13 protein-coding genes are annotated in these 14,650 nt (G+C 66.3%); 6 read left to right on the forward strand and 7 right to left on the reverse strand.

Going from position 1 to position 14,650, the window contains the following annotated elements; all coding sequences use genetic code 11:
• Positions 1-154 precede the first annotated feature (154 nt).
• Positions 155-1,012, forward strand: coding sequence for a hypothetical protein (locus AC5QAB_RS07130; protein ID WP_495233254.1), 858 nt, complete (start codon positions 155-157; stop codon positions 1,010-1,012).
• A gap of 18 nt (positions 1,013-1,030) precedes the next feature.
• On the opposite strand, the gene AC5QAB_RS07135 is transcribed toward AC5QAB_RS07130, so the two are convergent.
• Both AC5QAB_RS07135 and AC5QAB_RS07140 read right to left on the reverse strand, forming a co-directional pair.
• Positions 1,031-1,771, reverse strand: coding sequence for a DNA/RNA non-specific endonuclease (locus AC5QAB_RS07135; protein ID WP_032957559.1), 741 nt, complete (start codon positions 1,769-1,771; stop codon positions 1,031-1,033).
• A 334-nt stretch (positions 1,772-2,105) separates the two neighbouring features.
• Positions 2,106-3,119, reverse strand: a complete 1,014-nt coding sequence (locus AC5QAB_RS07140; protein WP_164109320.1) for a DUF4034 domain-containing protein — start codon at positions 3,117-3,119, stop codon at positions 2,106-2,108.
• 160 nt (positions 3,120-3,279) lie between these two features.
• Here AC5QAB_RS07140 and AC5QAB_RS07145 point away from each other — a divergent pair, with 160 nt between their 5' ends.
• Positions 3,280-4,854: an alpha/beta fold hydrolase gene (locus tag AC5QAB_RS07145; RefSeq protein ID WP_197562191.1), complete on the forward strand. Its 1,575-nt coding sequence runs from the start codon at positions 3,280-3,282 to the stop codon at positions 4,852-4,854.
• An 87-nt stretch (positions 4,855-4,941) separates the two neighbouring features.
• The gene (locus AC5QAB_RS07150) at positions 4,942-6,396 is read left to right on the forward strand and encodes a S41 family peptidase (RefSeq protein WP_197561848.1); all 1,455 of its coding nucleotides are present in this window, start codon (positions 4,942-4,944) and stop codon (positions 6,394-6,396) included.
• A 45-nt stretch (positions 6,397-6,441) separates the two neighbouring features.
• On the opposite strand, the gene AC5QAB_RS07155 is transcribed toward AC5QAB_RS07150, so the two are convergent.
• Both AC5QAB_RS07155 and AC5QAB_RS07160 read right to left on the reverse strand, forming a co-directional pair.
• Positions 6,442-8,289, reverse strand: coding sequence for a hypothetical protein (locus AC5QAB_RS07155; RefSeq protein ID WP_134808888.1), 1,848 nt, complete (start codon positions 8,287-8,289; stop codon positions 6,442-6,444).
• Positions 8,290-8,340: 51 nt separating this feature from the next.
• Positions 8,341-9,342: an NUDIX domain-containing protein gene (locus AC5QAB_RS07160; protein ID WP_495233255.1), complete on the reverse strand. Its 1,002-nt coding sequence runs from the start codon at positions 9,340-9,342 to the stop codon at positions 8,341-8,343.
• A gap of 527 nt (positions 9,343-9,869) precedes the next feature.
• On the opposite strand from AC5QAB_RS07160, the gene AC5QAB_RS07165 reads away from it, so the two are divergent.
• The 3 genes from AC5QAB_RS07165 to AC5QAB_RS07175 all read left to right on the forward strand — a co-directional run bounded on the left by AC5QAB_RS07165 (position 9,870) and on the right by AC5QAB_RS07175 (position 11,833).
• A complete protein-coding gene (locus AC5QAB_RS07165) occupies positions 9,870-10,181 on the forward strand; it encodes an excalibur calcium-binding domain-containing protein (RefSeq protein WP_080342752.1) in 312 nt (103 codons plus the stop codon).
• A 135-nt stretch (positions 10,182-10,316) separates the two neighbouring features.
• The gene (locus tag AC5QAB_RS07170; protein ID WP_134966779.1) at positions 10,317-11,132 is read left to right on the forward strand and encodes a S1 family peptidase; all 816 of its coding nucleotides are present in this window, start codon (positions 10,317-10,319) and stop codon (positions 11,130-11,132) included.
• A gap of 65 nt (positions 11,133-11,197) precedes the next feature.
• Entirely contained in the window at positions 11,198-11,833 is a 636-nt protein-coding gene (locus AC5QAB_RS07175; protein WP_164165615.1) for a hypothetical protein, read from the forward strand.
• On the opposite strand, the gene AC5QAB_RS07180 is transcribed toward AC5QAB_RS07175, so the two are convergent.
• From AC5QAB_RS07180 to msuE, 3 genes are read right to left on the reverse strand one after another with little or no spacing between them, the layout of a single operon-like run.
• Entirely contained in the window at positions 11,790-12,824 is a 1,035-nt protein-coding gene (locus AC5QAB_RS07180; protein WP_014647229.1) for a methionine synthase, read from the reverse strand. The genes AC5QAB_RS07175 and AC5QAB_RS07180 overlap by 44 nt on opposite strands.
• Positions 12,825-12,863: 39 nt before the next feature.
• A complete protein-coding gene (locus tag AC5QAB_RS07185) occupies positions 12,864-13,841 on the reverse strand; it encodes a DUF1852 domain-containing protein (RefSeq protein WP_126412268.1) in 978 nt (325 codons plus the stop codon).
• 56 nt (positions 13,842-13,897) lie between these two features.
• Positions 13,898-14,482: an FMN reductase gene (msuE, locus tag AC5QAB_RS07190; protein ID WP_164165613.1), complete on the reverse strand. Its 585-nt coding sequence runs from the start codon at positions 14,480-14,482 to the stop codon at positions 13,898-13,900.
• Positions 14,483-14,650: the final 168 nt, after the last annotated feature.

Below are 14,650 nucleotides of genomic sequence, written 5' to 3' on the forward strand. Positions count from 1 at the left end.
GGCGACGTGCCCGCCATTTTCCCATAGCGGGTCGGGCGGGGCACGCGGGCCACAGGAACGCTAGACTGCCAGGTCAGCCCGCCCAGCGCCTGCACGGGAATACGCCTTGAACCGATTGCGATCATTCTTCAGTGCGTACCCCATCAAGTTCGCGATGGCCGCCAAGCTTTACGTGCTCTGCCTGTATCTGCCTGTAGCCCTCCGCCTGGTCGAATTCGGGCGCCGTCTGGGCCCGCCCGAGGCCTCACGTGAAATCGGCTACGCGCTGGCTGAGCTCGGTTTCAGGCTGAGTCTCTTCGCCGGAGCGGCGGTACTGGTGTCGATGCTGCTGTTCGGGCGTCGCGGCGCGCTGCGGATCCGGCATCCGGTGATCGCTTCGGTCGCCTTTTTCGGGTTGCTGATCGTGCTTGATCGCGCGATACGCATTCCACTGGCGCAGGCGCAGTTTCCCGTCTACGGCGTCGCCGCCATCAGTCTGGGCATGCTTGCGCATGCACTGGTCCTCACGCTGCTGGCCTTGGTGCCGGCGCTGCTGATGCAGCGGCGCATCCCTGCCGAGGGCGGGCACCATCACCTCATCAGTGCCAGCATCGCCGGCGCGGTGACGCTGGTGGCCGGCAGCTGCCTGCTCCCCATCCTGGTGGCGCAGCTGCCGGTGGGATTCTCGCCCGGCGAGTTCATCATGCCCGTTGCCGACGGCGCCGCGCAGCTGCAGATTGCGAGCCTGATCCTGCTGGTGGCCTGCGCGCTGGCCACGTTTGCCGGCCTATGGGCCAGCGCGCCGTCGCCGGAACCCGCATCGACGGCGCGCACGATGGTGGTGTCGCTGATCCTGCTTGCCACGGCGCTGCTGATCATCCTGGCCAGCATGGCTTATCTTCTGCGAGGGCTGTCCGCTGGGGCGCCGACGACGGGTCGCGGGCTTGTCGTTGCCACCGTCGTCGGCGCCGCAGTGCAGTTCCTGCTGGCCAGAGTGCTGGCGTCACGATGGCTGCGCGCACAGGCATCGTGACGTTCCTCTGCCCCCCGATCAGCCCAGGTCACACCCGGCCGGCTGCGGCCAGGTGGTGGCCGGCAGCATATTCTTCAGCGAGGCCGGCGCGTTGATCGCCACGTAGCTCGCACCCAGCAGTTCCTCCAGATCCGCAATCGTCACCAGGTAATTGTCCAGGCTGCCCAGGTTGGCCTCGTTGGGGATGATCCAGCTGATCGCCTTGGCGGTTCCGGTGTTCGGGTCGCGGGTGATGATCGTCTTCCAGAAGAACTCCGGCGTCGGAATGCCGTGGCTGGCCAGGAAATAATCGTTGGCGGCATCGCCGTAGACCACGCCACCGTAGACGTCCACTGGCGCGATGTCGCGGTAGCACTCGGCCACGTTCTCGGCCTTCACCCAGATGCCCTGGTTGAAGCTGGACACCTGCGGCACGATGTTGGTCATGTAGTTGGCGCGACGGATGTAGGTCGCGTCGTAATCCATGTGGTTGGACGTGACCAGGTGGCCACGGTCATAGCCGGATTTGATGCTGGCGTAGGACGCGGTGCTGGTCTGGCCCAGGCAACCGGCCGGCAGGTCCGGGTCCTTGTAGAAGCTGGACGGCCGTGCGGCCGAACCGGTATCGGCGGTGAGCGTGTACTCGTAACGGGTGGCGCTGTGGATGCCGCAGTCGTAGGTGAGCACGAAGCCGCCCTTGTTGAGGGTGACTACCTGGGCCTGGGCTGCGCCGGCAAAGGCGCTGAGGACGAAGGCAAAGACGAAGCTTGCAAGGCGCATTGCGATTCTCCAGCAAAGAGTTCAGGACGCAGCTGCCCGCCACGACCAGGCCGGGCCTGTGTCATGTGAAGGCGTTGCGGATACGGGTGATGCGGAGTGCAGTAGAGCGAGGCCGCGATGAGGAGGCCCGGAGGGCCGCGCGGTGTCGCAAGCGTCACAAGCTGTCGTCTTTTGGTCAACGACGAGAACGCGAAGCTGTGACCGGGTGCAAGCACTGGTGATGTGTCAGATCACGCGGTCCGTGGCTGACATGCGTACGTGCTAAGCACCCTGCAGGTGTGAAGTGCATGCTGGACCGCGCATCCTCCGCGGCCCGGTTCCGCACCGATTGGCTCTACAAGGAAGCCTCTTGCCCAGCATCCGGCGCCAGGCAGGCGGCCCTGCTTTGCTCGCTCGAGTCCGCAATGACCGCCTCGCTGAAACCACTTCGGCTCAAGTACAGGCGATTCCACCGATCCAGGGCATCGCCGTCACGCGCCCAACAGGCGTAGCGTGTAATGGTCTCCAGATTGTCGATGGTCGGGTAGCGCTGTGCGATTTCGTCCAGCCCCTGGCGCATCAGCGGCCAATCGGGTGTCGCCGCGCGGAAGTGATCGGCCGAATACGCGGTGGCTGACCAGTACAGCCGTGCGTAGCGCATGGCCCGCTTTTTCTTCGGGATACTGGCCATCGAGCGCCGTGCGAAGGCTTCCATCTTCTGTGCGCTGCCGCCCCAGGCCGGCGTGAAGTGCTGCAGGGCAATGAAGTGCAGCGGCTCGTAGTCGGGGAAGGCCTTCGCTGCACGGTCGACGAGCGTCAGTAGTTCTTCGTCATCCGCGCCCTCGCGCAGCGCGATCAGCACGCTCATCTCGTGCCAGAACGGGTCGCCGCCGGCAACGCCCTCATGCGATTGCAGGTAGGCCTGCGAAGCCGCGTTGTACTCATGGAACTGAGCCCAGTCTTCGGCATTGACGGTGTTGGCGTAACCATTTCCGCGGTAGCTCCAGGCCAGGTTGAGCGGAATCCGTGCAGTCATCAGGTGGGCTGCCGGCGACTTTGGCGCATGCTGAACCCAGCGCGCCGCCCAGGCCGACCAGCGGTTCCAGGCCTCCACCTCCTGCCGCGCCGTGCCGATTGCACGCGACATGCAGAGGTAGAAACGGCCCAGCCGGGATTCGCCGGCGGCGTTGAGCTCGCCCGTGCGGAGGCGCGCGGCCATCGCGTCCAGTGCCGGAAAGTCGTCGTTGGACATCAACTGCGCGATTTCGCTGCAGTCATCCGTGACGTCAGGGTCCCGGGCCGCCACGACTGAAGGGGCGAACAGACTGGCCACGCTCAAGAGCGTGCCGACGAAGAGCGTCCTGCGCATCGGGGGGGCCTCCTTGCATTGATGGGAGCCTGCGGAGGACCGCAGTGCCGCGAAGCATACCAAGGTGCGCTTTGCGCCATGCTGCGTCGCAAGGTGCCAGCCACCATTCGCACTGGTACGGTCCGACCCGTTGCACCACCACCGACGGGGAGAGACGACGATGCGCAAGCTTTTGCTGCTGTTGATCCTGCTGACCGGCCTGGCGCCCACCGCCTGGGCCGCCACGGTCAAGACCACCCATCGCACCATTCCCAGCTGGGATGGCACGCCTCTCGGGGCCTTCGTCATCGAGCCGCAGGATGCCGGCAGCGGGCGCTATCCGCTGCTGGTCATGCCCAGCAGCTGGGCGGTGCCCAGCGTGGAGTACGTGGGCGTGGCACAGTCGCTGGCGCAGCGCGGCTATGTGGTCATCAGCTACAGCTCGCGCGGCTTCTGGGAGTCGGGTGGCAGCATCGACATCGCCGGGCCCGCCACGGTCGAGGATGTCAGCGCGCTGATCGACTGGGCGCTGGACAACACCCGCGCCGATCCGGCCAGGATCGGGGTCTCGGGCATCTCCTATGGCGCCGGCACCAGCCTGTTGGCGGCGGCGCGCGACCCCCGCATCAAGGCCGTTGCCGCACTCAGTGGCTGGGCCGACCTGCAGGCGTCGCTGTACAGCCATGACACACCCAGCGCCCAGGGCATCGCCCTGCTGGTGGCGGCGGGCCTGGCCACCGGCCGCCCCGGCGCGGAGCTGGCCACCATCAACCGCAATGTGCTGGTCGGCAATTACCAGGGGGCGGTGGACTCGCTGCTGCCGGTGGCCGCACAGCGCAGCCCGGCCAGCAGCCTTGAAGAGATCAACGCCAACCAGCCGGCGGTATTCCTCGCCAATGCCTTCAATGACAGCCTGTTCCCGCCGGGCCAGCTGGTCGATTTCTTCAACCGCCTGAAGGGGCCCAAGCAGCTGCAGTTGCGCCACGGCGACCATGCCCTCAACGAGGCCTTCGGTGCGTTCGGCATTCCCAATGAGGTCTATGCCGCCGTGGGCGACTGGTTCGACCACTACCTGAAGGGCGTGGCCAATGGCATCGATCGCCAGGCAGCGGTGCAGCTGAAGTCGCAGAAGGGCAGCTGGAGCCGCTATCCGGACTGGCAGGCCACCAATGCGGGCGCCGTCAGCTACGGCCTGACCGCACCCTCCGGTTTGCTGCTGCCCACCGGCGGCCTGGCAGAGAACGGTGGCGCTACCGGCTGGAGCTACCGCATCGGCAGCGGGCTGCTGACGGCTGCCAATTCCGGCGTGGTGATGGCCTCCGGTGCACTGCAGATGATCAACCTGCCGCCCGGCGCCTATGTACCGTTCGTCGGCCGCAACGCCGCCGGCGTCTGGCAGGGCCCGATCTACTGGAGCGCACGTCGCCTGGATGGCGCACCGGAAGTGCGGGTGACGGTGACGCCCAGCCGCGCCAATACCACGCTGTATGCCTACCTGTATGCCGAAGACGCGCTGGGCAACGGCCAGCTGGTCAGCCACAAGCCCTACACCCTGCGCGGGGCCGCGCCCGGCCAGCCGAAAACAATCGATCTCCGCCTGGAAGCCAGCAGCTGGAACCTCCCGGCCGGCAGCCGCCTGACCCTGGTGGTCGATACCGTGGACCTGCGCTATGCAGGCATCAGCCAGCTGGGCGGTGCGGTGACCTTCAGCTCACCGGCCAACGCGCCTTCGGTGCTGAAGGTGCCCCTGCATTGACGTGGCGCCGCGCCCGTTGCGGCGGGCGCGGCACGACAGACCTGAAAGTTGCCAGACTGGAGCGCAATCCAGTCGAGAGGTGAATCGATGGCGCTCGCATCGTTGCTGGTCGGCGCGGTACTGGCAGCAGGCACCCAAGGCTCTGCCACAGATTGGCCGAGCACGCTGTTGATGGATCTGGAGGCTGCTGACGCGGCCCTGCGCGACAGCCATCCCGGGGTGGTTGACCCGCACAATCCCGGCTTCGTCGCCCAGATGGACGGCGCCCTGTCACTTGCACGGTCGCGCGCGCGCCAGGTCGACAGTTTCGCCGGCTACTGGTGGGCGATGAAGGGCTATGCGGCCACGTTCAACGATGGCCACGTGAGTCTCAATCCATTGGCGGGCGCCCCCATGCTGCCGGCCCGATGGTCCGGGTTCCTGACGGGCTTCGAAGGTGACGCGCAGGTGGTGATGGTCGTGGATGGACGCCCCGGTCGGCCGCCCATGGGCGCGCGATTGCTGTCCTGTGATGGCGTCGATGCACAGGCACTGGCTGAGTGGCGCGTGGGCGACTTCAACGGGCGCTGGAACCTGCAGGCGAGCCGTATCCACGCGGGCGGCGAGGTGCTGCTTGAACAGGGCAACCCGTTCGTGCCGACGTTGCACAGCTGCGTCTTCTGGGTGGATGGGCGCCAGAGCGCCTACACGCTGCAATGGCTTCCGATTGATACGGCAACACGCGAAGCGCGACTGGCCGATACCCGTCGCAGCTTCCGCCCAGCCAATGGCTGGCACACATTGGCCGGTGGCGGCTACTGGATCACCACCAGCAGCTTCAATGCCGATCCAGCCACGCGCAATGCCCAGCAGCTGACCGAGCTTTTGCAGCAACTCACCCCGGTGGCCGACGCACTGCAGCAGGCACCGCGGGTGGTGCTGGACGTGCGCGGCAATACCGGAGGTGCGTCGCACTGGAGCATCGCGCTGGCCCGTTTGATCTGGGGGCCTGCAGCGGTGGATGCATTGCGTGACGAGAGTTGGGCGGAATGGCGGACGTCGGAGGCCAACATCGCGCAGCTGCGCGGCTTCCTGCAGAAGCTGAAGGCAGCACACGACGCGTCGCCCGAACTGCTGCACATGCTGGAAACGGTCACCGCAGGGATGGCCCGTGCCGGTGCGAACGGTGAGGCGCTGTGGCGCGAACCGGCGGACGCGCCGGTTGGGCCGATGCGTCCGCCCGCTGCAGCCGTTCCGGATCGCAGCGGCAGGGTGGTGATCGTGGCGGACGCCTCCTGCGGCTCAGCCTGCCTGGATGCACTGGATCTATGGAAGCGGCTGGGCGCTCTGCAGGTGGGGGTCGAGACGTCCGCCGACAGTGTCTACATGGATATCAGGCCTCAGCCATTGCCCAGTGGGCTGAGCCGGATTTCGGTACCCATGAAGGTCTACCGCGGTCGCGGGCGCGGTTCGAACGAGCCCTACGTGCCGGATCGCCGCTACGCGGGGGACATGCGGGACACGCAGGCGCTGGAGGCATGGATCCTGGAGGGCAGGGACTGATCGGACCTGATCGGAACCCGCCGCCCGCGCTGCGCTGATGGAGGATCATTCCCCCTGTGGCAACAGCACCCGGATCATCTCGTGCTGCCTGGACAGATTCGCCCGTTGCACGAAACCCTGGACGATCGAGGCTGCCACCTTGCGCTGGTTGTCCATGTCCAGCAACGGTGCGATGGCCTGCCCGGAACCGTCGGGGCTGTCCCGGAACGGGCAACCGACCGGGCCAGCCGTGGTGAATGTCAGGATCGCCTTGGCCACGCGCGCCGACGGCGAACGCGGCGCATCGAAGATCACCAGCGTTCGCTCGTAACTGATACCCGTCGCACGTACGGTCGAGTGCAGGGAATCCTCGATGGTCATGTGCGCGCCGAGATCCTCGGCAAGCGCATTCAAGCAGTTGGCCGCCGTCGCCCTGCGCAGCGTTGCAGGGTCGGTGCGGATGATCATCGCGCAGTCGACGTCGGAGATCGGTACCTGGGTGACATCCAGGTAGGGGTTCTGTGCCAGCGTCCCGATCAACGCCAGATCGTCGCTGTAGCCACAGGATGCGGCAGATGTCTGCAGGCGTTGCAGCAGCGTTGCGACCCGCTGCGCGACCCACTGCCGCCCCTGCCGCAGGCGATGCGTGTGGGTGGCCGACAGGGCGCCGTGATCGAATCCCGAAGATGACGCCTGCATGCGCATTTTGACCTCACGCATGCAGGCATCGACCTGCTGCATGCAGTCCCTGTCATCGGCGAACACCGGCGCCGCCGAGATGCCATCGATCACCCTGCCGAACGTCGCCAGGTCGCCCTGCTGGTCGCGGTACCAGTCGTGGATGCGCTGCACATTGCGACGACGCTTCTCCAGCTTGTCCGCACCCGGCCAGCCGGGATAGGCGGCGATCTCGCATAGCATGGTCAGGCCTTCCCACAGGTGGTACTCCATGCTGGGCAGGGGCAGCCGCCAGCGCTCTTCCGCGCCGGCATCCTCGGCAATCACCAGATGGTTGCGGATGATGTCCGACCACACTGTCACGGCCTCCACGGTATCGCGGCGCGGCGTGGTCACATCGATCAGTTCCATCAGGATCGGCCGCGGCGTCACCGGGTCGTCGCCGACAGGCGCCTTCGGATCCTTCACCCATCGCGCGTGCCAGGTGTAGCCCATGCGGTACAGCACGAACGGCTTGATGCCGTCGTTGAGGATGATGCCGGGTGGCGGCGGAGGGGTAGGTGGCGGCTGCACGGGCAGTGGCGGCTGCGGCGGTGGCAACACGGACGGGCTGGCCAAGGCCGTGGAGGTGCCGATGCCCTTCAGCGGTTCGCTGGTGAACAGATGCAGGCCCGCGCGGTCACGCTGGTAGACCTTCCGGAACGCCTGCGGAGTGTCACAGGTCACCAGGCACTGCTGGCCGGGCGGCACATGGATGTCCACCGGTGCAAGATCCACCACTTGGCCGGCCAGCGGATTCTGGTTGGGTGGGAAGACACTGATCTCCAATGCGATGTTGAGGCCGGCGCCGAGCATCACCTCGATCACGATGTCCTCCACGCCGCCGTGCAGGGCGTCCTGGGCCGGGATCGGAATCCAGGGATTGATCACCACCTGCGTATCCCAGTCGGAGCGGCCGAAATCGAACAGCGTCGGTGGCGGCTGGGCCGGGCGTTCAAGCAGTGCGTCCAGTGCGTTGCCGCCCTTGACGTAGAAGAACATCAGCGGCTCGTCGGGCTTCAGGCTGTAGTCGCGCCGTACCTTGCTGGACAGGCTGCGCAGCTGGTCCTTGATGTCCGACAGGGCCTTGACCACGACCGAGCGGACGTCGGGATACGCCTGCGCGTTGTTGATCTGCGCGGTGAGCTGCTTGCTGATGTGGCGCCGGGCCTCGCGCTCGGGCGTGCTCTCTTTCATGGAGGGGCCTCGCTGGGGTTGCAGGGGATCACACGGGTTCGCGCTGGAGGCTCAGGCGGGTGACAGCAGAGCGGCGATCTCCCGGTACCAGTCGATCTCCTGGCTACCGGGCCTGGCGCCGGCCAGGGCCTCGTCAACCTCCAGTGTTCCTTCGCCCGGAACCTCCACACGTGCCCCGAGGACATTGCGCAGATTGGCCACCGGCACCCGTCCGATGCTCGCCACCTCCCAGTCGGTCACCAGGCAGGACTGGGGGCGCGCAGGGCTGCTGGCACTGGCCTGGACGTTGTTCTCGGCCTCCTGCGCCATCCGCAGGAGCTCCTCGGCCGTGGTGCGGAAGCGAACCAGGGAGAAGCTGCCTCCCCCATCCGGAAACAGCCGGGCACGCAGATCGCATGCGGCGCGTCCCTGCCCAAGCCGGATGCCAAGCTCCTCCTCGAACTCGCGGCGCGCGGCGCGCTCCTTGCGTTCGTTGTTCAGGCGGCCGCCGCCGGGCAGGGCCCATTGCCCCGCCTGGTTCACCAGCGCCGGGGGCAGGCCATCCGACCACGCCCCGACTTCCGCCACCAGGCGTTGTGCCAGTATCAACGCAGCGGCCCAGTTCGGCGCACCCCGGGTGGGTGGCGGCAACGCGATGGAGAGCTCCCGCAAGGTTGCACGCGCAGCGCTGAACGTGGGAGGGGTTCTTGCGTCCTCGCGGAACAGGCTCTGCAGAGCGGCCAGCGTCTCCATGGCGATGTCATCGGTTTGCGGATGCGTGCGTTCGGCGCTTTCAAGCGCCCGGTCCAGTGCGTCCATGGTGCGGGGCAGCGTGCGTTCGCCGCGGTAGGCGACTGACCCTGCGGCGCGCCAGGCGCCGGAAAGCAGCTTCTTCACCAGATCCCAGTCCTGCTCTGTGCCACCGCCGGACGCGTTGCGGATGGCCAGCACAGCGGCCATCGCCTCGGCAGAAAGTACGACCACGGAATTGCTGCCCCACCAGCTGTTGAGCACCCGTTTGCGGACGACCAGATAGTGGGCTCCATCCCAGACTGCGACGTAGACCTGGTTCATGGTGCACCCCTCCGTTCAACCTGCGTGGAGGGGGCTGGGCGCATTGCCGCTGTGCCAGCGATAGTCCGGGAAAGGCATGCCATGTCTCGCTCCTGTGGGCTCGAAAAGTGGGGGCGGCGGCGTTGCCATCGGGGGTGCAGGCCATGCGTCGCCGCGAATCCACTGTAGGAGCGAGGGGCGAGGGAGGATCGGCGCCAGCCACGATGTATGCGGCGGAACCGACGGAACAGGAGCGCGGGTGCATTGATTTCCCCGCATTGGCGCAGAGCCCGTGGCCGCCCAGGGATCAGCGACTGCCGGCGCCTGCCTCCGGGTCGCGCAGCACGTGCAGCTTCTTCTTGTTGATCTTGCCGACGCTGATCACCTGGCTGTTCCTGAAGCACTACCTGCGTTGAGTGGCAGCCGCTGCAGCGTCAAGCCTGGCGGTCGAGACACCATGCTAGCCTTCCCCTTGGCAGAGGAGTGCCTGACAGGGGGAAGGCATGGACACACGACGCCGCGTTTCCAGCGTATTGACTGCATCCGGCATGCTCGCACTGGCACTGTCCGCCAATGCGCTCGCGCATCCGGGCGGGCTCGACAAGCAGGGGTGCCACACCAACCGGAAAACGGGTGAGTATCACTGTCATCGAGGCGCTCCAGCGGCACCTCGATACGTCGACACTCCGCGCAGCAGTTTCGCCCCCGCGCCCGCGCGCGGTTCCCGGGTGTTTGCCAACTGCGCGGAGGCCCGCGCCGCCGGGGCGGCGCCGGTACGGCGTGGTGATCCGGGCTATGGCCCGCACCTCGATCGCGACAATGATGGCGTGGGCTGCGAACCCTATCGGGGCCGCAGGTAGGGCATGGCCCGCCTGGCTTCAACTCCCGTTTCCCCGCGTTCGTCGGCCATCGCCGGGGATTGGTCGCACGATCTCCCCGTATGGCAGGGCCATGCCCTAGGCTGTTGGGATTGAACTGCTGGGATGCAAGCAACCATGAACCGCTGGATTTTCCTGGTATTGGCCACGCTCCCGTTCGCCGCCGGCGCCGTGGTCATCCGCGATGATGTTGACGATGCCAGGTACCAGATCGACGCATCGGTGTTCCCGGCACTGGCAGACATGCCGGGCGAGGGGCACGGCGTCCTGATCGCACCGCGCTGGGTGCTGACCGCCGCGCATGCAGCGCCGATGGCGGGGATGGACGCCACGATCACCATCGATGGGAAGGACTACGGCGTCGGGCGTGTCTTCCTGCACCCCGGCTACCGGAAGATGCCCGAGGCGCTGGGCAAGGAAGCGATGGCAACCGGGAGCGCGTCGAAAATCCACGCGTTCCTGGCAGCATCGGATGACATTGCACTGATCAGACTTGCCGCACCGGTGGGCGATGTGCCGCCGGTCGCACTCTACCGGGGCGCCGACGAGGTCACGCAGGTCGCCGCCCTGATAGGGAGAGGCGCCACCGGCAATGGTGCGACTGGTCTGGTGCCCGGCGGGCCGCATCGTACGACGCTGCGGCGGGCCTGCAACGCGATCACCGGCGGCAACACGCGCTATCTCTGGTACCGGTTCGATCCGCCTCCGCAGGGCCTTCCCCTTGAAGGCGTGCTCGGCAACGGCGACAGCGGCGGCCCGCTGCTGATCGAGAAAGATGGGGCCTGGCAGCTGGTGGGCCTCGGTTCCTGGATCACCGCCGTACCCGAGCATGCGCTGGAAGCGGGTTTCTATGGGCAGGTGGTCTACAACGTGCGCGTGTCCCGCTACATCGACTGGATCGAAAGCATCATCGAGCGTGACGCGTCACTTTAGTTCTTGTTCCCGTAGCCCGACGGTGCGGAGCAGGCGTAGCGGAAGCAAGCGCGCCTTAACGATTCATGGTCTCGAACAAGCGCACGGTGCGGATCTCAGCCAGTGCGACGGGCGCTCGTATCCTTCCTGGCATGAGTCCTCCCTTCGATCTTCCAGAGTTCATGACGGTCACCCGGCCCTCCGGCTGGGTGCGGAGCGGCGAGCGCTGGGACCTGTGGTGGAACGGGCGCTCGGTGGCCAACATCGTGCCGCATGCCGAACTTGGCTTCCGGGTCTACCTGGATGCACGCAGGATGTCCCAGACCAAGGTGGTGGCCGCCACGAATGTGCGGCAGGCCAGGCGCTACGCCGAGCGCTGGTGTGCTGCGCGGCTCTGCCCACAGCTGCGGCTGCGCGAGGCAGTGGCACGCCTGGTGGACGTAGCGCCGGAAGCAGGCGCTGCGCCGTCGCCCGCGCTTTCGCGGGAACAACGGCAGCAGGCCCGCCGCCTGGCCGAGGCCGGGGCGGGGGAGGTGGTACGGATCAAGCAGGCACTGGCGCCGCGACAGCCCGCGATGAAGACCCGACCGGAAGTGCAGGGGCGGGGTGGAGCCTGGTCGATACCCGGCCAGGCTCCGTCAAACCGACATTCGAACAACAATTCCTCCCCAGCCAGGGTTATGCCGAGAGTTCTTCGCGAACGATCCTCGCCCCCGCGCTGAGTGCGCGCAGCTTGCCCCTGGCCACGTCGCGCGCCAGTGGCGCCATGCCACAGTTGGTGCTCGGGTAGAGCTTGTCGGCGTCCACGAACTGCAGCGCCCTGCGCAGGGTGTTGGCCACGTCCTCCGGGGTTTCCACCGTGGTGGAGGCCACGTCGATGGCACCGACCATCACCTTCTTGCCGCGCACCAGCTCGATCAGGTCGATCGGCACATGGGAGTTGTGGCATTCCAGCGAGATGATGTCGAGGCTGGAGGTCTGCAGCTTCGGGAACGACTCCTCGTACTGGCGCCATTCCGAACCCAGCGTCTGCTTCCAGTCGGTGTTGGCCTTGATGCCGTAGCCGTAGCAGATGTGCACCGCCGTCTCGCACTTCAGCCCTTCGATCGCACGCTCCAGGGCGGCCACGCCCCAGTCGTTCACCTCGTCGAAGAACACATTGAAGGCCGGCTCATCGAACTGGATGATGTCAACGCCGGCGGCCTCCAGTTCCTTCGCTTCCTCATTGAGGATCTTCGCGAACTCCCAGGCCAGCTTTTCGCGGCTCCTGTAGTGCGCGTCGTACAGCGTGTCGATCATCGTCATCGGGCCCGGCAGCGCCCACTTGATCGGCTGCGTGGTCTGGCGGCGCAGGAACTTCGCATCCTCCACGAACACCGGCTTCGGGCGGCTCACCGCGCCAACCACGGTCGGCACACTGGCGTCGTAGCGGTTGCGGATGCGCACGGTTTCGCGCTTCTCGAAGTCGACGCCGCTGAGATGCTCGATGAAGGTGGTGACGAAATGCTGCCGGGTCTGCTCGCCGTCGCTGACGATATCAATGCCGGCGTGCTGCTGTTCCTGCAGGGACAGGCGTAGGGCGTCCTGCTTGCCTTCAAGCAGGGCTTCGTCCTGCAGCTTCCAGGGTGACCAGAGTGTTTCGGGCTCTGCCAGCCAGGAGGGTTTGGGCAGGCTGCCTGCGGTGGAGGTGGGGAGCAGCGTCTTCGTCGGCATTGTGTCGTGTGTCCTGGGGGCGGTTGGAAAATCGATGGATCAGCGGGCGGCCCACTGCTCAAGCACGGCGCGGTACGGCTTGATGAAGTGCTCTTCGGTGAACCTGCCCTGCTTGACCGCCAGCTGGCTGCGCTCTTCGCGGTCGTAGACGATGCGGGTGGAGGAGTAGTCCTGGTGCTTCAGGCTGGGCTGGTAGACCTTGCCGGCCACGGAATTGGCGTTGTAGATCTCCGGGCGGTAGATCTTCTGGAAGGCTTCCATGGTGCTGATGGTGCCGATCAGTTCCAGGTTCGAGTAATCGCCCAGCAGGTCGCCCTGGAAGTAGAACGCCAGCGGCGCGACGCTGCCCGGTGGCATGAAATAGCGCACCTGCAGGCCCATCTTGTCGAAGTACTGGTCGGTGGGGGAGAACTCACCCTGGCGGTATTCCACGCCCAGGATCGGGTGATGGTTCTCGGTGCGGTGGTAGGTCCTGCTGCTGGAAACACTGATGCAGATCACCGGCCCCTTGCTGAAGTTGGCGCGGTAGGCGTCCGAGCGCAGGAAGTGCTGGAACAGCTTGCCGTGCAGGTCGCCAAAGCCCTCCGGAATGCCGAAGGTGTCCTTGCCCTCGTTGCTGGCCGGCAGCACGACGCTGAAGTCGTAGTCGCGCACGTAGGACGAGAAGTTGTTGCCAACGATGCCCTCGCTACGCACGCCGGTCTGCGTATCGACGATGGTCGGCCGCAGCACTTCGATCAACGGGAACGGATCGCTGCCGTCGGCGCCGTCGATGTGCATCTCCACGGTGATGATGTCCAGCTCGACCGCATAGCGGTCCGCATTCGGGTTGTCCCAATGTGCCAGGTCGTTGAAGCGGTTGTTGATCATGCTGATCGTGTTGCGCAGGTTCTCCCGCCGCGACGCGCCACGGGCCAGGTTGGCGAAGTTGGTGGTGATGCGCGTGCCCTCGGCCGGCTGGTAATCCTCGTTGAAGGGGATGCGCGTGATGCTGAAGGTGAAGGTATCGGTCGTCATGGCGGCGTTCCGGGTTGCGGGGGGACATCCAGATGCAGGTCGGCGGCGTCTGGCATTCAAGGCGTTGCGGTGGCCTCTGCGGTAGCGGGAGGCGCGGCGCGATGGGACAGCGCCAGCAGGGGCATCGCCCGCTGCACGGCCAGTCGCGCACGCTGGATCAGTGCGTCGTTGTGCACGCGGCCCTCGGCGAAATCGCGGTCGGTGGCGTAGACGCCCAGGGGCAGGGTGCGGGCCTGGAAGAAGCTGAAGAGCGGGCGCAGCTGGTGGTCGATCACAAGGGCGTGGCGCTCGCTGCCGCCGGTGGCGGCCAGCAGGATCGGGGTGTCAACCAGCGCATCCTGGTCGATGAAGTCGAAGAAGTGCTTGAACAGGCCGGTATAGGAGCCGCGGTAGACCGGCGTGGCCACCACCAGGACGTCGGCCTGTTCAACCGCAACCAGCTGCCGCTCCACGGCCTCGGGCAGCTGCGAGCGCCACAGCGCACCGGCCAGCTGCGGTGCCAGCTCACCGAGTTCGATCAGCTGCTGTTCGCTGTGGATGTCTTCGCCGATCAGGTCCAGCAGATGCTCGGCCAGGGCGGCGGCCCGGGAGGTGCGTTGCAGTCCGCCGGAAACGGCGACGATACGGAGGGGGCGGGTCATCTGTTCGCTATCAGCGGGGGAGGGGAGCACCTTCGGGCATCTGCAGGTGCGCAGCCCTGCAGGCCGGCTGGGTCAGCAGGCTGGCAGGCAACCGAAGGCATGACCCGATCCTAGCCATGCCCTTCCATGACGTAAAATGGTATTACTTCACCAATCCATGAATGAGAT

The organism is Stenotrophomonas sp. YJH_SMC_127, assembly GCF_059372445.1.